The organism is Rathayibacter sp. AY1C6 (assembly GCF_002931535.1).
Classification (GTDB): domain Bacteria; phylum Actinomycetota; class Actinomycetes; order Actinomycetales; family Microbacteriaceae; genus Rathayibacter.
The window spans coordinates 222,435-237,327 of sequence record NZ_PSWC01000002.1 but is presented as its reverse complement, the minus strand read 5'-3'; the positions used below and the strand labels follow the sequence as shown (position 1 = coordinate 237,327).

Sequence of the window (14,893 nt, the reverse complement as noted above, 5' to 3'; positions counted from 1 at the left end):
CGGAGCACCCTCAGGAAGGTCGACGATGACCGACGCTCCCCCCGGCACCATTGCCCCGATCCTCAGCGCCCGCGGCATCACCAAGCGATTCGGCGGCGTCACCGCCCTCGACGGCGTCTCGCTCGACCTGATCCCCGGCGAGGTGCACTGCCTCGCCGGCGAGAACGGCTGCGGCAAGTCCACCCTGATCAAGATCATCTCCGGGGCCGAGCGCCCCGATGCGGGCGAGATCTCCATCGACGGGGACACCCGCTCCCGGATGGACACCACGTCCGCGATCACGAGCGGGATCCAGGTCATCTATCAGGACTTCTCGCTCTTCCCCAACCTCACGGTCGCCGAGAACATCGTGCTGACCTCGGCCGTCGCGGCGAAGCACCGCCTCTACCGCGCCGGCACCGCGCGCCCCCGGGCGAAGGCCATCGTCGACGAGCTGCAGCTCGACCTGGACCTCGACGCCGACGTCGCCGACCTCTCGGTCGCCGACAAGCAGCTCACCGCGATCTGCCGCGCCCTCGTCAACGACGCGCGCGTCATCATCATGGACGAGCCCACCACCGCGCTGACGCACACCGAGGTGGCGCGGCTGTTCACGATCGTGGAGCGGCTGCGCAGCCGCGGCGTCGCGCTCGCGTTCGTCTCGCACAAGCTCGAGGAGGTCCTCGAGATCTCGCAGCGGGTGACGATCATGCGCTCCGGCCGCGTGGTCACCAGCGGCCCCGTCGCCGACTTCGACCGCCGCTCCATCGCCGAGCACATGACCGGCCGCGAGCTCGACGAGTCGCGGATCGTGAGCACGCTCGACGAGTCGGCGCCCCCGATGCTCGAGGTCGTCGGCCTCTCCCGCCCCGGCGCCTTCCACGACGTCTCGTTCTCGGTGCGCCCGGGCGAGATCCTCGGCATCACCGGGCTCCTGGGCTCGGGCCGCACCGAGATCGCGGAGGCCGTCTTCGGCTCCCAGCCCGCCGCCTCCGGGATCATCGCCGTGGACGGAGCGCCCACCGCGGTGCGGAGCATCCGCGACGCCGTCCGCGCCGGGATCGGCTACGTGCCGGAGGACCGCCTCTCGCAGGGCCTCTTCCTGGAGAAGCCGATCGCGGACAACATCATCGCGGGCTCCCTCGACGCGCACCGCACGCCGTGGCGCTCGCTCGACAAGCGGAGGATCCGCGCGACCATCGACCGGCTCTTCGCCGAGCTGTCCATCAAGGCCCCGAACCCCCAGGCGCCCGTCCGCTCCCTCTCGGGAGGGAACGCGCAGCGCGTGGTGATCGCGAAGTGGCTGGCGACCGACCCGAAGGTGCTGATCCTCAACGGACCCACGGTCGGAGTCGACGTCGGCTCCAAGTCGCAGATCCTCGAGCTGCTGCGGCGCGAGGCCGCCCGCGGGATGGCCGTCGTCGTGATCTCGGACGACGCCCCCGAGCTGGTCGCCTGCTGCCATCGCGTGCTGGTCGTCGCCCGCGGCCGCATCGCCCACGAGCTCCGCGGCGACGAGATCACCGCCGAGAACCTCCAGAACAGAATGGCGGTCTGACGTGTCCACGCTCCGATCCCTCCGAGGCGCGAACAACGAGGGCGTCCTCGCCCTGGTCCTGGTCGCCCTCGTGATCGTCATGACGGCCGTGAACCCGGTCTTCTTCAGCGCGACGACGGGTCTGTCGATCCTCCGCAGCGCCACCGTGCCGCTGATCTTCGCGCTCGCGGTCCTGATCGTCATCGTCTCCGGAGGCATCGACGTCTCGTTCGCGGCCGTCGCGATCTTCTCGGCCTACACGGCGGTCAGCGTCACCCTCGCCACCGGGCAGGACCTCCCCGCGCTCGCGATCATCGCGATGGCCGTGGTGATCGGCGCGGTGCTCGGCCTGGTCAACGGCTTCGTGATCGCGCGGTTCCGGCTTCCCACGCTGATCGTCACGCTCGGCACGCAGGGTGTGTTCGTCGGGGTGATGTACACCTTCGTCGGCGCCCAGTACTACGCGCAGCTGCCCCCGTCGCTCGCGGCGCTCTCCTCGGTCAACGTCGTCGACGTGGCGACCTCGGGCGGCCGCGCGGCCCTCCACCTGATGACGCTGCTCGCCGTCGTGCTCGCGGTCGTGGTCTGGCTGATGCTGACGCGCACGATGTTCGGACGCTCGCTCTACGCGATCGGCGGCGACATCGAGGCCGCCCGCCGGGCGGGCTTCCGCGTGGTCAGGACCCAGCTCTCGGTCTACGTCCTCGTCGGCGTCCTCGCCGCCCTGGCCGGGATCGCGCACATGGTCCTCGGCCGCAGCGCGAACCCGCAGGACCTGGTGGGCGACGAGCTCGACATCATCGCCGCGGTCGTCCTCGGCGGCGCGTCGATCTTCGGCGGCCGCGGGTCGGTGCTCGGCACGGTGCTGGGCGTCGTCCTGATCCAGGTGATCAACAACAGCCTGCTGCTCGCCGGCGTCCCCAGCGCCTGGCTGCGCGCCGCGGTCGGAGTCCTGCTGATCGTCGGAGTCGGCGTGCAGGCGATCGCCGCGCGCCGCAAGGCGAAGCGGGTCCGGCCCGTCGACGACGACGTGAGCCACGAACGAGAGAGCGCGAGGGTCGCATCATGACCGACGGATCCCGGACCACCTCCGAGCACCCGGCTCGGCGCATGAACGACCGCCTCGACGCGTTCACCCGCGGTGTCGTCGGACGCGCCGCGGGCAACCGCGGGACGGGCCGGATGCTCATCGCGCTCGTCGTCGCGGTCGCGATCTTCGCGATCGCCAACCCCCGCGTGTTCCTCAGCCCGCTCAACCTGCAGAACATCGGCGTCGCGGCTCCCGAGATCGGCGTGATCGCCATCGCGATGATGCTCGCCATGCTCACGGGCGGCATCGACCTCTCCCTCGTGGCGATCGCCAACCTGTCGGCGGTGACGATGGCGACGATCTACTCCCAGGTCGCCGCCGCCGACCCCGCCGCCGCGGAGGCGATGACCGTGCCGATCGTCCTCGCGGGCCTGGTCGTCGGAGTCCTCTGCGGCGCCCTCAACGGATTCCTCGTGAGCGTCGTCGGGATCACCCCGATCCTGGCGACCCTCGGCACCATGCAGATCCTCAACGGCATCGCGGTGGTGTGGACCGGCGGGACCACGCTCTACGGAGCACCGTCGGCCCTGACGACCTTCGGCATGATGGCCGTCGGGCCCGTCCCGGTGCTGTTCCTCGTGCTGCTCGTGGTGGCCGTCGCGGTCGCCCTGCTGATCAACACGACCTCCCTCGGCCGCAAGGTGCAGCTGGAGGGAGCGAACCCCGAGGCCGCGCGCTTCTCGGGCATCCGCAGCGTCAGCGTCCTCTCGCGCAGCTACATGATCGGCGGGCTGCTCGCCGGCGGCGCCGGGGTGCTGTTCCTCGCCCGCAATCCCACCGCGTCCGCCGATTACGGCTCCTCGTACGTGCTGCTCGTCATCGTCATCGCGGTGCTGGGAGGGACGAACCCGTCGGGCGGCTTCGCCTCGGTCGCCGGAGTCGTGCTCGCCACGCTCACCCTCCAGGTCGTCTCGAGCGGGTTCACCGCTCTGCGGCTGACCTCCTACGAGTACGCCATCGCCCAGGGCGTCCTCCTCATCGCCGTCATGGTCCTCGACTCCGTCACCGCGAACCGGCCGCGCCGGCAGCGGGCGACGGCCCCGACCCCTCCCGCGCCCGCGCGGCCCACCGTGGACGCGTCCACCAGAACGGAGCACCAGTGAAGAAGATCATCAACGAGCCGAAGGACTTCGTCGACGAGTTCGTCGAGGGCATCCTGCTCGCCCACCCGACCCTGGTGAAGACGCCGGGCACCGACCTGCGGATCCTCGCCCGCGCCGACGCCCCCGTCGCGGGGAAGGTCGGGATCGTCACGGGCGGCGGCTCCGGCCACCTGCCGCTGTTCAAGGGCTACGTCGGCACGGGGCTGTGCGACGCGGTCGCCATCGGCAACGTGTTCTCCTCGCCGTCGTCCGCGCAGATCCTGGAGGCGACCAAGGCCGTCGACGGCGGCGCCGGCGTCCTCTACCTGTACGGCAACTACGGCGGCGACGTCTTCAACTTCGACCTCTCGGTCGACATGGCCGAGCTCGAGGGGATCCGCACGCTGACCGCCCTCGGACGCGACGACGTCGCGAGCCAGCCGAAGGAGCGCGCCGCGGACCGCCGCGGAGTCGCCGGGATCTTCTTCGCGTTCAAGGCGGCCGGCGCCGCCGCCGAGCGCGGGGACTCGCTCGACGAGGTCGCGGCCGTCGCCGAGGACGTCATCGAGCACACGGCGACCATGGGAGTGGGCCTCTCCCCGACGATCCTCCCGATGACGGCCAAGCCGAGCTTCGAGCTGGCCGAGGACGAGATGGAGATCGGGATCGGGATCCACGGCGAGCCCGGCATCCACCGCGGCGCCCTCGAGTCGGCGGACAGCATCGCCGAGCACCTCACGGAGCGGCTCGTCGCCGACCTCGGCATCGGCGAGGGCGACCGCGTGGCCGTGCTCGTCAACGGCATGGGCGCCACTCCCCTCGAGGAGCTGTACCTGCTCTACCGGCGGGTCCACGGGCTCCTCGCCGAGCGCGGCGTCACCGTCGCGAAGAACTACATCGGCGAGTACGCGACCAGCCTCGAGATGGCCGGAGCGTCGATCTCGCTCCTCGCCCTCGACGACGCGCGTCTCGAGCTGCTGAACGCCCCCGCCCAGTCCCCCTTCTTCCGAGAGGTCTGATCACGATGAACGGAACCGAACTCAGCTCCGCGATCGCGAAGTGCCTGGTCGTCTTCCCCGAGCACGCCGACGAGCTCGGGGACCTGGACCAGGCGCTCGGCGACGGCGACCTGGGCATCACGGTGTCGCTCGGCGCCAAGGCCGCCCGCGAGGCGCTCGCGCTGCTCCCGGACACGGCGACGCCGACCGAGGTCGTGCTCGCCTGCGCCAAGGCCTTCGCCAATGCGAACCCGTCGACGATGGCCGCGCTCGTCGCGGGCGCGCTGCTCGCCGGCTCCCGGGTCTGGGGCGACGCCGCCACCATCGGCTCCGACGACGTCAGCGCCTTCGCGCTCGCGGCCGCCGAGTCGATCAGCCAGCGGGGCAAGTCGCAGGTGGGCGACAAGACGATCCTCGACGCGATGTTCCCCGCGGCGGAGGCGCTGCGCACGTCGGAGCCCGGCCCCGCCGCCCTCGACGCGGCGATCGCGGCCGCCGAGCAGGGCGTGATCAGCTCGAAGGAGCTGCAGTCCCGCCGCGGCCGTGCGTCGTGGCTGCAGGACCGCAGCATCGGCCTGCAGGACCCCGGAGCCACCGCCTACCTGCGGTTCCTCCAGTCCTGGAAGGCCGCCAATTCCGACCAGGGGGCGGAGCTCCCCGCGGAGACGACCTCCGACACAGAGATGAAGGTGCACTGAGATGGCGAGAATCGGATTCCTCGGACTGGGGACCATGGGACGCGGGATGGCGGACAACCTCGTGAAGGCGGGGCACGACGTCACCGTCTGGAACCGCAGCGCGGTCCCCGAGGTCGCGGGAGCGGCGACGGCCGGGTCCGTCGCCGACGCGGCGGAGGGCGCGGACTTCGTCCTCTCCTGCTTCGCCGACGACACGGCCGTGCGCGAGGTCGTGCTCGCCGAGGGCGGGCTCGCCGGCCTCGTCGACCCGTCGACGATCGTCGTCGACCTGTCCACGATCAGCCCCGAGGGCAGCGACGAGGAGCGCGCGGCGTTCGACGCCCGCGGCGTCCGCTTCCTGGACGCCCCGGTGTTCGGCTCGAAGGGCGAGGCCGCGGCGGGCGGGCTCTGGGTCGTCGTGGGAGGCGACGCCGAGGTCTTCGCCGAGGCGCGGCCCGTGCTCGAGGCGATCAGCGAGACCGTCCACCACATCGGCCCCGGCGGCTCCGGTGCGCGGATGAAGCTGGTCGGCAACCTGATCGTCGCGTCGCAGCTGCTCGCGCTCGGCCAGGCGCTCACCCTCGCCGAGAAGGGCGGGCTCGACCTGCACAAGGTGCTGGAGGTGCTCGCCGTCACCGACTTCAAGTCGCCGATCTTCGACGGCGTCGGTCCGTCCGTCCTCGCCGGCGACTACTCGCCGTCCTTCGCCCTCGCGCTGATGCAGAAGGACGCGGGGCTGATCCAGGCCTACGCGGAGAGCGTCGGCGCGCCCGTCCCCGGCGTCGCGACGGCCCGCCACTACATCGACGAGGCGATGGCCGCCGGCTTCGGCGGGGAGAACGCCTCGGCGCTGATCAAGGCGATCGCCGCCGAGGCCGACGTCGACCTGACCCGGCGCTGACCCTCCGCCCCGGGGCGCCCCTGCCCGGCCGTGACGGCCGCCGCAGGGGCTCCCCCGGCACCCTCCCCGTCCCGGCCGCGCCGCGTGCTTCACTGGAGGGATGACCACGCGTGACGACCACATCGCCGACTTCGCCGAGTTCCTGACCGCCTCCCCCTCCTCGTACCACGCGGCCGCCGAGGCGGCACGGCGCCTCGAGGGAGCCGGATTCACGGGGCTGGACGAGACGCAGGCGTGGCCCGCGGGGCCCGGCCGGTACTACGTCGTCCGCGACGGCGCGATCATCGCCTGGCACCTGCCCGAGGGCTCCGGGGCGACCACGCCCTTCCGCATCCTGGGCGCCCACACCGACTCCCCCGGCTTCATGCTCAAGCCCCGGCCGACGATCGGTTCGAAGGGCTGGCTGCAGGCCGGCGTCGAGATCTACGGCGGCCCGCTGCTCAACTCCTGGCTCGACCGCGAGCTCGAGCTGGCCGGGCGCGTGGTCACCCGCGACGGCTCGACGCGCCTGCTCCGGACCGGCCCGCTGCTGCGGATCCCGCAGCTCGCGATCCACCTCGACCGCACGGCGAACGAGGGACTCACCCTCGACCGCCAGAAGCACACCGTCCCCGTGTTCGGCATCGGCGACGCCTCCGAGGTCGACCTGCTCCAGCTGCTCGCCGCGCACGCCGGGCTCGACGACGCCTCCGACGTCGCCGGCTACGACCTGCTCACCGCCGACACGCAGGCGCCGCGCCGCTTCGGCCTCGACGAGATGTTCCTCGCCGCCGGGCGGATGGACGACCTCAGCTCCGTGCATGCCGGCCTCGTCGCGCTCCTCGCGGCGAGCGCCGATCTAGCGGCGCCGCCCGCGCACATCAGCGTGCTCGCCGCCTTCGACCACGAGGAGCTCGGCTCGGCGAGCCGGTCCGGAGCGAGCGGGCCGTTCCTCGAGGACGTCCTCTCGCGCATCGGCACGGCCCTCGGCGCCGGTGTCGACGAGCGCGCCCGGGCGATCGCCGCCTCCTGGTGCCTCTCGGCCGACGCCGGCCACTCCGTGCACCCCAACTACTCCGAGAAGCACGACCCGTCGAACCAGCCGGTCGCCGGGAAGGGGCCGCTGCTCAAGATCAACGCGACGCAGCGCTACGCGACGGATGCGCGCGGTGCGGCGCTGTGGGCGGGCGTCTGCGAGCGCGCCGGGGTCGGGTACCAGGAGTTCGTCTCGAACAACTCGGTGCCGTGCGGATCCACGATCGGCCCGCTGACCGCGACCCGGCTCGGCATCTCCACGGTCGACGTGGGAGTGCCGCTGCTCTCGATGCACTCGGCGCGCGAGCTCGCCCACGTGGACGACCTGGTCGCCCTGACCGCGGCGATCGAGGCGTTCTTCACTCCCTGAGCCGGGTCCGGCGCGATCGGGGCACCGCGGCCTGGCGCACCCGCCGGACGGACCCCCGGCTCCGCTCAGTCGCCGGGCGGCCGCCGGCGCTGCTGCTTCGTCTCGGAGCGCTGCTGCTTCGCGGCGAGCCGGCGGCGGGTGGAGCCGCGCGTGGGCCGGGTCGGGCGCCGCGGGGCGGAGGGCGGCGCGAGGGCCGCGGTGATGATCCCGCGGAGCATCTCGAGGGCCGTCTCGCGGTTGCGCAGCTGCGAGCGCTCCTGCGCCACCGTGACGGTGACCGCTCCGGAGAAGAGCCGCCGCCCGAGGCGCTCGAGCAGACGCGAGCGCTGCTCATCCGAGAGGGCCGTCGACTCCTCGACGCTCCAGGTGAGCTGCACGCGGCTGTCGGAGGTGTTCACGTGCTGCCCGCCGGGCCCGGAGGAGCGCGAGAACCGCCACTGCAGCTCCGATGCGGGGACGACGAGCCCCGGCCGCACCTCGAGATCCATGCGGCAAGCCTGGCACGCGCCCGCCCCGGAGCGGGAGCGCCGGCGATCCGCTCCCGGGTGCGGTGTCCTCTTCCGGACGTGTCCGCTACAGGCTCTTGTCCCCGCCGTGGTCACGTCCGGACACTGGAGGGGTGCCCGGGCGGGCGCATCGGCCGACTCCTCAGGGCCACCCGAAGGCGTCGAGGGGTCGGCCGCACGGCTCGGTCCCGCGGGAGCTCAATCGCGCGGCACCGTCTCGGCGAGGTCGATCTCGCCGTCGTCCAGCACTCCCGGCTCGAGCGCCTCCGGATCGTCGAGCACCGGCTCTCCGGCACCGGCGTCGCCGTCGCGGGTGCGCGAGTCCGCCGCCCACGCCGTGCCGAGCGCGAAGAGCGTCGCCACTCCGTAGTGCTCCATCGCGGCGGCCACGCGGCGGCGGCCGGTCCGCGGATTCATGCCGAGCCGGTGCGACGCGGTCTCGAGCGTGACGCCCTGGCGCATCAGCCGGAGCAGCGGCAGCCAGCTCTGGTCGACGGCGCCGATCGGAGCGGCCTGCCGCCACAGGACCTCGAAGTACGACTCGACCAGCCCCGCCAGCGCCGCATGGCGCACGCCGAGCACGCTGGTCGGCTTCGTCTCGCCCCGCTCGAACGGGACGGCGAGGTGGTCGCCGTCGACCCAGAACCAGCTCGGCGGGCTCTCGAGGAGCCGGTACTCGACGCCCGCCGCCTGGTACGCCTCCACCCGGGCGAGCACCCGCGGGTCGCGCGCGCCGGCGGCCGGCATGATGACGCGCACCCGGTCCTTCGCCGCGAGCGCGTGCCCGAAGCGGATCGCCCGCTCCGTCGGCGGATCGAGGAACCGCTCCACGTTCGGGAGCACCGCCACGAGCGAGCCGGAGTCGCGGCGGACGAGGTCGAACCAGAGGTCCTCGGACGCGTGCGGCCCGTGACGGAGGAGGGTCGGCACCGGATCCGTCGCGTCCTCGCCGACCCGCCAGGCGCCTAGCAGCATCGGCAGGCCGGCGACGACGCGCTCGATCCCGTCCAGCGACTCCCTTCCCGCCCGCCGCGCCGACTCCGTGTGCCGGGCGATGGCCGCGGCCGCCCACTCCATCGGCGCCGGGAAGTCGAGCTGCTCGCCCTCGCCGCCCATGAGCCCCCGGCCGCGGAGCCGCTCGATCGCCGCGGCGACCTCGGCCTCGTCGATGTGGGTCAGCTCCGCCGCGTCGGCCAGCGTCGCCGGCCGTCCCCGCAGCAGCGCAGCCAGGAGTCCGTCGTCGTCCATGCGTCTCCTTCGCCGTGGGCCGTCACCCGAGGGTGCCGTCTCCGCGGTCGAGGAGCAAGGGACGCGCGGCGGACGGCGGGGAGCGGCCAGGCGGGGGCGGCGGATGAACTCGTGACGGGCACGGACCTCGGCTCAGCTGAGGACTTCCAGCGGAGACCTCTTCTTCGCTCCCGATCGCACTCTTTCGCAGTGGCGCCTCGTCACCGGGAAGGCGGTGGTCACTGCGGGCGTCCGGGATCGATCAGGAGCGCGGTACTGCGGTCACTCGGACAGCAGCGGGATCGAGCGGCCCAGGCGCCTGCCGTACTCGGCGATGGCGCGGCCGACGGGGAGCCGCTCGGCCTCGTAGCGCTCGAGCGCCTCGTCGACCGGGTGCCGCGCGAGGGAGGCGGCGAGGGCCAGCGCGTCGCCCGCCGCCTTGGCCGCGCCCATGGCCGTGTGCGGCCGCACCATCACGGCGGCGTCACCGAGGAGGGCGACCCGGCCGCGCACCGTCCGCGGCGGGACGTAGTCGACGATCGCCTGCAGGAAGGGCTGCGGCTCGGCGAGGACGGCAGCCGCGAAGGGCGGCGGCAGGCGGTCGACCGCGTCCTCCTCGAGCCGGCGGCGGAGATCGGGAGCGAGGTCGCCGGGCGCGAGGGACACGCTCTCCGGCGGACGGCCGGACGCCGTCATCACTCCGCGGAGGGCGTCCTCGGAGAGGGGCCGGTACCAGACCCAGTTGTAGCGTCGGCGGCCGGGCTCCACCTCGCCGGCGGGTCCGGGGACGAGGTAGCCGAGGATGTGCTCGCCGGGCGCGGTGTAGAAGGCGAAACGCCCGAGGAGAGTCGCCGCGGCCTCGGCGGGGAGCGCCGACCCCGGGATCAGCCCGCGCCAGGTCGAGTAGCCGGCGTAGCGGTTCCCCGGCGCCTCGGGCGCGACCGCCGCGCGCACGACGGATCCGAGGCCGTCGGCTCCGATGACGACGTCGAACTCCACGCCGCTCCCGTCGCACAGCTCGACGACGACCGGGTCCGTCCCGGTCGAGGGGCGCACCCCGGCGACGGCGTGACCGAGGAGGTAGCGGTCGGCGGGGATCCGCGAGCGGAGCGAGTCGTAGAGGTGGTCCCACGACACCTGCGTCTGCGGGGAGGGGTCGCGGCCGATCACGCGCCCGGAGCGGTCGAGGGTGATCCGCTCGTGCGCGACGACGCCGACCCGCGCCTCGTCGTCGCGGCCGATCGCGTGCAGGAGGTCGATCAGGTCCTGCTGGGCCACCAGCCCGGCACCCCGCCGCGACAGGCCCGTCGCCGACCGCTCGAGGACCGTCACGCGGTGCCCGTCGCGGACGAGCAGGGCCGCGGCGAACAGTCCGCCGATCGAGCCGCCGACGATCCCGACGTCGAGCGGGCGCACCGCTCCTCCTGCTGCAATGAGCGCGACCGTACCGGCGAGCGGGCGGCCCTCGTTCCTACAGAGGGCGGAACAGCGCGGCCTCAGGACGCATCAGCCCGGAGATCCGGAGAACCTTGGACAGCCGTGCCTCGCGAACTCAGCGACCATCACTGCACAGCTCTCTCACCTAGACGGATCAGAAGGGTCTTCGCATGGGCATTCATCGGTTCGGGTGAATCCGGCTCGTAGCGGAAGAGTGCGGTTCCCGACCGATCTGCAAACGCGAAAGCAGACCTGGTGAAGCCGGACTTGGAAACAATGACTGGTTTTTTCTGATCGATCATCGATGCGCCGCACAGATCTCGCACCGCGGGTTCGGAAATCGGTCGCGTCTGATACTTCACCTGCACGATGAGATCGACGGACTCGATATCGATCCCTCCGTCCCTGGATCCGCGTCCCAACCGGGCACGTGCAACGCCTTGGCGGATCAGCCAGCGCCAGACCTCCCGCTCAGCCTCTCTCCAAGGCCGGTCCTGGTTCGTGGATGCTGCCAGACTCCGCGGATAGCCGTAGTTGCCGCCGGGTCCTGAGTCCGGACCGCGGTGCCAGACCGGTCCATCCGACCTCGGCGGGGTCGTGGGTTCGACCAACGAGCCGAAGGCCAGTTTCTCCCCAGCGGACATGATCAAGAGCTTGGGCGGTCGCGGAACAACCTCGGCAGATCGCTCCTTCTCGCGGTGACGCTCCCCGAGGTGACTCCTCGCCTCGGAATCCGACATCCCCACGAAACTGAGCGGAGGCGGACCTTGACGCACCGGTTGCCGGAGCAACGACAGCGCCACGAGTCGACTGTTCGTCTTCCAGGACGCGACCGCCGCTTCTACCAGTACCCTCGCGCCGAGTTTCCGATGCGCGGCACGATCGCGAGGGGCGAGCTGTGACCAGAGTTCTTGAGCGGTCGACTGGATCTCAGCCCTGACGGCCTGCTCACTGGTGAGCCGCACCAGCGACGATCCGAGAGCCTCCACCCGCGCAAGAGCCTCACCCAGCTGCAGCTCGCGTCCCACGCCACGACTCTAGTGAGAGCAGCCGTCCCCAGGCGATCAGTATCGAACAAGCGGTCGAAGACGCCCGTGCGCCCACCGCATCCTTCGCGGGCAGGAAGCAGCGAGCGCGAGAGTGTCGGCGGACGGCTCGTTCGAGACGGTGACGAAGAGGGAGAGACCTCGGCGGTTCTCGCGTGCGCCGTTCAAGCGTTATCCGCACTCAAGGGGGTGCTCCGAATGTCTCTGCTGACACCTGTGTCCTGGCTGATCATCGCCGCGAACGATCGGGAACACCAGAGCGCCCGCGAACACGCCGACAAAGATCCCGTACGCCGTATCGCCGGCCCCCTCAAGTGCGGTCGTCCACCCGCAGCGACCGGATCATCCCGCGGAGCAGGCGCGCCGCCGCCTGCCGCTCCTCCTCCGCGAGCCCCTCCAGCATCCGCAGCTCCACCCCGCGGACGGCGGCGGACGCCTCGGCGAGGCTCCGGCGTCCGCGCTCGGTGAGTCGGGCGGGGAGCGCCTTGCCGACGGGAGCCGCGTCGGGGCGGGTGACGACGCCGTCGCGCTCCAGAGTCTGCAGCAGGACGTTCATCGACTGCCGGGTGACGAAGGCGCCCCGCGCGAGCTCCGAGTTCGAGAGGCCCGGCCGCTGGGCGAGGAGCTCGAGGCAGGAGTAGTGGGTGACCGTCATCCCGAGCGGGCGCAGCACGGCCTCCATCGCCGCGCGCAGGGCGCTCGACGCCTCCTTGAGGAGGTAGCCGAGCGAGGTCTCGAGGTCGATGCCGTCTTGACTCATGTCAGTATTCTGACATACGCTCCTGTGTGTCAGAAATCTGACACAACCGAGGAGGAACCCCATGCCCGTCACCGGCCCCGACTTCGTCTCGCTCCAGGTCCGCGACCTCGCGGCGTCCCAGGCGTTCTACGAGCAGTACCTCGGCCTGGTCCGCTCGCCCGCCGGCCCGCCGCACGCCGTCGTCTTCGCGACGACTCCGATCGCCTTCGCCCTGCGCGACCTCGCGCCCGGCACCGACCTCGACTCCGCCTCCCGCCCCGGTGTGGGCGCCGCGATCTGGCTGCACGCGACCGGCGTGCAGGAGATCCACGACGCGCTCGTCGCCGACGGGCACACCGTCGTCGCGGCTCCGATCGACGGCCCGTTCGGGCGCACCTTCACCCTCGCCGACCCGGACGGCTACCACGTCACCCTGCACGACCGCGCCTGAGCGGGACGGTGCGGACCGCGCCTGAGCTGAGCGGGGCAGAGCGGGACGGGACGGGGCAGAGCGCCTCAGCCCATCGCGCGCAGCTGAGCCGCGAAGAGATGCAGCGAGCGGTCGACCTCGGGCAGCGCCGGCGTCCGGTTGAGGTGCCCGTGGGGCATGCCGGCGGCCAGGTGCCCGGTCACGGCGACGCCCGCCTCCGCGATCTGGCGCAGGAGCAGCTCGGCCGACCCCCGCAGCTCGTCGTACTCGTTCACGAGGACCGTGACCGGAGGCAGACCCGCCAGCGGCGCGGAGCCGGGCAGCGCCTCGACGGGGAGGTCGGAGATCCGCCCGAGGTAGGTGCGCACCATGCCCTCGATGCTCGACGGAGGAAAGCGGAGGACGGGCGGCAGCTCACGCAGCTCGGCCGCGATCGCGTCGTCGACGGCGGGGTTGGGGAAGTGGGCGAAGGGGTAGGCCAGGAGCACGTGCTCCGGCAGCCGCGCACCGACGTCGCGCTCGCGGAGGACCGCGCCGAGGGCCAGGGCCGCTCCCGCGCTCGCGCCGCCGATCGCGACGGGCGTGGATCCGGACTCCGTGCTGCGGAGGTGCCGCCAGGCGGCGTGCACGTCGTCGAGCGGGACGGGGTAGCGGACGTCGGAGCCGGCGAGCCGGTAGTCGACGGAGACGACCCGGGCCCGCGCCCGGTGCGCGAGCTCCGCCGCGACGACGTGCGACTCGCGCATGTCGACGCTGCCGGCGGCGAATCCTCCTCCGTGCACCCAGAGCAGAGCGCGTTCGGGCGCGGCGGGCGAGTACACGCGCAGCGGGACCGGTCCGTGCGGGCCGGACGCGGTCTCCGTGACGACGTCGATCCCCTCGGGCAGCGACCAGGGCCCCGGATCCTCCTCGAACGCGGCCATGCGGGCGGCCTGCTCGGCGTCGAGCGGATACGCGAGGCCGGCCAGGAGAGGCAGCCGGGCGGCGAGGTACGGATCGAACGGCATCGGCGCCTCCTGCGGGGTCGGGGTCGCGGACCACGCTAGCCCGGCCGCGGGTCCTCGAGCGGCGCCTGCTCAGCCGCGTCTCTGCAGGAGCAGCACGCCGTCCACGAGCACGGCGGCCGTGCCGTCGGGAGCGGTCACGGCGCGCTCCCTCGTCTCGACGAGCTCCGCGGTCCACTCGGCGGGGTCGAGTGCCAGCTCGGCGAGCTCCTCCTCGGGGCCGACGAGGTGCATCGCTCCGTGGCGGTGGTCGTCGCCGCTCGCCCACGGCGGGGGCGCGGCGTGCGAGACGACGGCGAGGCGGCCGCCGGGAGCGACGACGGAGGCCGCCCGCCGCAGCACGTCGATCCGCGAGAACTCGGCCATCGAGTGCAGGAAGCTCGCCGTCACCAGATCGAACTCCCCCACGACCGGCCAGTCCTCGGCGAGGTCGGCCTGCACGAAGTCCACGTCGGCGCCCCGCTCGGCCGCGGCCGCGCGCGCCCGGCCCAGCGCCGTCTCGGAGAGGTCGAGCCCGGTGACGCGCCAGCCGAGAGACGCCAGCCACAGCGCGTCCGCCCCCTCGCCGGCGCCGAGGTCGAGGGCGCGGCCCGGCGGCAGCGAGCCGACCAGCCCGACCAGCGTCGCGTTCGGGCGGCCCGACCAGATCCGATCGGAGTCGGCGTAGCGCGCCTCCCACTGCTCGCGTGCGGTGCTCATGCTGCTCCTCGTCCCCGGGCGCAGGGGCACCCGCGTCGAGGATGCCGCGCCGCCGCTCCGGCCGCCAGCGCTCGTGCCGAAGCGGCACGGGCACCCGTCCCCGCGGACGACACGGCCGGACGGAGCCGCGGCGCCGCGCGGACCCGCCGGACGCACT

15 protein-coding genes are annotated in these 14,893 nt (G+C 72.8%); 8 read left to right on the top strand and 7 right to left on the bottom strand.

Annotation, left to right across the window (positions count from 1 at the left end):
* The first annotated feature begins 25 nt into the window (after nucleotides 1-25).
* The 7 genes from C5D36_RS02750 (at nucleotide 26) to C5D36_RS02720 (ending at nucleotide 7,648) form a co-directional block, all read left to right on the top strand.
* Entirely contained in the window at nucleotides 26-1,537 is a 1,512-nt protein-coding gene (locus C5D36_RS02750) for a sugar ABC transporter ATP-binding protein (RefSeq protein WP_104238143.1), read from the top strand.
* Nucleotide 1,538: 1 nt separating this feature from the next.
* Complete coding sequence (locus C5D36_RS02745) at nucleotides 1,539-2,585, top strand: ABC transporter permease (protein WP_244229522.1); 1,047 nt, start codon at nucleotides 1,539-1,541, stop codon at nucleotides 2,583-2,585.
* Nucleotides 2,582-3,709: an ABC transporter permease gene (locus tag C5D36_RS02740; protein WP_244229523.1), complete on the top strand. Its 1,128-nt coding sequence runs from the start codon at nucleotides 2,582-2,584 to the stop codon at nucleotides 3,707-3,709. Before C5D36_RS02745 ends, C5D36_RS02740 begins: the two co-directional genes overlap by 4 nt.
* On the top strand, nucleotides 3,706-4,707 hold the full coding sequence (locus C5D36_RS02735; RefSeq protein WP_104238142.1) for a dihydroxyacetone kinase subunit DhaK: 1,002 nt from the start codon (nucleotides 3,706-3,708) through the stop codon (nucleotides 4,705-4,707). Before C5D36_RS02740 ends, C5D36_RS02735 begins: the two co-directional genes overlap by 4 nt.
* A gap of 5 nt (nucleotides 4,708-4,712) precedes the next feature.
* Nucleotides 4,713-5,384 (top strand): DAK2 domain-containing protein, encoded by a 672-nt coding sequence (locus tag C5D36_RS02730; protein WP_104295137.1) that lies wholly within the window; start codon nucleotides 4,713-4,715, stop codon nucleotides 5,382-5,384.
* Nucleotide 5,385: 1 nt separating this feature from the next.
* On the top strand, nucleotides 5,386-6,264 hold the full coding sequence (locus tag C5D36_RS02725; protein ID WP_104295136.1) for an NAD(P)-dependent oxidoreductase: 879 nt from the start codon (nucleotides 5,386-5,388) through the stop codon (nucleotides 6,262-6,264).
* Between the two features lie 100 nt (nucleotides 6,265-6,364).
* On the top strand, nucleotides 6,365-7,648 hold the full coding sequence (locus tag C5D36_RS02720) for a M18 family aminopeptidase (RefSeq protein WP_104295135.1): 1,284 nt from the start codon (nucleotides 6,365-6,367) through the stop codon (nucleotides 7,646-7,648).
* A gap of 65 nt (nucleotides 7,649-7,713) precedes the next feature.
* Here the strand turns inward: C5D36_RS02720 and arfB are convergent, their stop codons facing one another.
* From arfB to C5D36_RS02695, 5 genes are all read right to left on the bottom strand, one after another.
* Entirely contained in the window at nucleotides 7,714-8,136 is a 423-nt protein-coding gene (gene arfB, locus C5D36_RS02715) for an alternative ribosome rescue aminoacyl-tRNA hydrolase ArfB (RefSeq protein WP_104295134.1), read from the bottom strand.
* 216 nt (nucleotides 8,137-8,352) lie between these two features.
* Entirely contained in the window at nucleotides 8,353-9,402 is a 1,050-nt protein-coding gene (locus C5D36_RS02710; protein ID WP_104295133.1) for a hypothetical protein, read from the bottom strand.
* 261 nt (nucleotides 9,403-9,663) lie between these two features.
* The gene (locus C5D36_RS02705) at nucleotides 9,664-10,797 is read right to left on the bottom strand and encodes an FAD-dependent monooxygenase (protein WP_104295132.1); all 1,134 of its coding nucleotides are present in this window, start codon (nucleotides 10,795-10,797) and stop codon (nucleotides 9,664-9,666) included.
* A 146-nt stretch (nucleotides 10,798-10,943) separates the two neighbouring features.
* Nucleotides 10,944-11,846, bottom strand: a complete 903-nt coding sequence (locus C5D36_RS02700) for a restriction endonuclease (protein ID WP_104295131.1) — start codon at nucleotides 11,844-11,846, stop codon at nucleotides 10,944-10,946.
* A 328-nt stretch (nucleotides 11,847-12,174) separates the two neighbouring features.
* Nucleotides 12,175-12,624, bottom strand: a complete 450-nt coding sequence (locus tag C5D36_RS02695) for a MarR family winged helix-turn-helix transcriptional regulator (RefSeq protein WP_104250484.1) — start codon at nucleotides 12,622-12,624, stop codon at nucleotides 12,175-12,177.
* 61 nt (nucleotides 12,625-12,685) lie between these two features.
* Between C5D36_RS02695 and C5D36_RS02690 the strand changes: the two genes are divergently transcribed.
* Nucleotides 12,686-13,054, top strand: coding sequence for a VOC family protein (locus C5D36_RS02690; RefSeq protein ID WP_104295130.1), 369 nt, complete (start codon nucleotides 12,686-12,688; stop codon nucleotides 13,052-13,054).
* Between the two features lie 65 nt (nucleotides 13,055-13,119).
* Here C5D36_RS02690 and C5D36_RS02685 read toward each other — a convergent pair whose 3' ends face one another.
* Together C5D36_RS02685 and C5D36_RS02680 are read right to left on the bottom strand one after the other, a co-directional pair.
* Nucleotides 13,120-14,040: an alpha/beta fold hydrolase gene (locus C5D36_RS02685; protein ID WP_104295129.1), complete on the bottom strand. Its 921-nt coding sequence runs from the start codon at nucleotides 14,038-14,040 to the stop codon at nucleotides 13,120-13,122.
* A gap of 69 nt (nucleotides 14,041-14,109) precedes the next feature.
* The gene (locus C5D36_RS02680) at nucleotides 14,110-14,736 is read right to left on the bottom strand and encodes a class I SAM-dependent methyltransferase (protein ID WP_104295128.1); all 627 of its coding nucleotides are present in this window, start codon (nucleotides 14,734-14,736) and stop codon (nucleotides 14,110-14,112) included.
* Between the last annotated feature and the right edge of the window lie 157 nt (nucleotides 14,737-14,893).

What these genes read in the sequence shown, in the direction of transcription:
- C5D36_RS02725 (WP_104295136.1), top strand. Translation starts at nt 5,386, where the DNA reads ATGGCGAGAATCGGATTCCTCGGACTGGGGACCATGGGACGCGGGATG.
- C5D36_RS02750 (WP_104238143.1), top strand. Translation starts at nt 26, where the DNA reads ATGACCGACGCTCCCCCCGGCACCATTGCCCCGATCCTCAGCGCCCGC.
- C5D36_RS02680 (WP_104295128.1), bottom strand. Translation starts at nt 14,736, where the DNA reads ATGAGCACCGCACGCGAGCAGTGGGAGGCGCGCTACGCCGACTCCGAT.
- C5D36_RS02740 (WP_244229523.1), top strand. Translation starts at nt 2,582, where the DNA reads ATGACCGACGGATCCCGGACCACCTCCGAGCACCCGGCTCGGCGCATG.
- C5D36_RS02690 (WP_104295130.1), top strand. Translation starts at nt 12,686, where the DNA reads ATGCCCGTCACCGGCCCCGACTTCGTCTCGCTCCAGGTCCGCGACCTC.
- C5D36_RS02730 (WP_104295137.1), top strand. Translation starts at nt 4,713, where the DNA reads ATGAACGGAACCGAACTCAGCTCCGCGATCGCGAAGTGCCTGGTCGTC.
- C5D36_RS02710 (WP_104295133.1), bottom strand. Translation starts at nt 9,402, where the DNA reads ATGGACGACGACGGACTCCTGGCTGCGCTGCTGCGGGGACGGCCGGCG.
- arfB (WP_104295134.1), bottom strand. Translation starts at nt 8,136, where the DNA reads ATGGATCTCGAGGTGCGGCCGGGGCTCGTCGTCCCCGCATCGGAGCTG.
- C5D36_RS02695 (WP_104250484.1), bottom strand. Translation starts at nt 12,624, where the DNA reads ATGAGTCAAGACGGCATCGACCTCGAGACCTCGCTCGGCTACCTCCTC.
- C5D36_RS02720 (WP_104295135.1), top strand. Translation starts at nt 6,365, where the DNA reads ATGACCACGCGTGACGACCACATCGCCGACTTCGCCGAGTTCCTGACC.
- C5D36_RS02685 (WP_104295129.1), bottom strand. Translation starts at nt 14,040, where the DNA reads ATGCCGTTCGATCCGTACCTCGCCGCCCGGCTGCCTCTCCTGGCCGGC.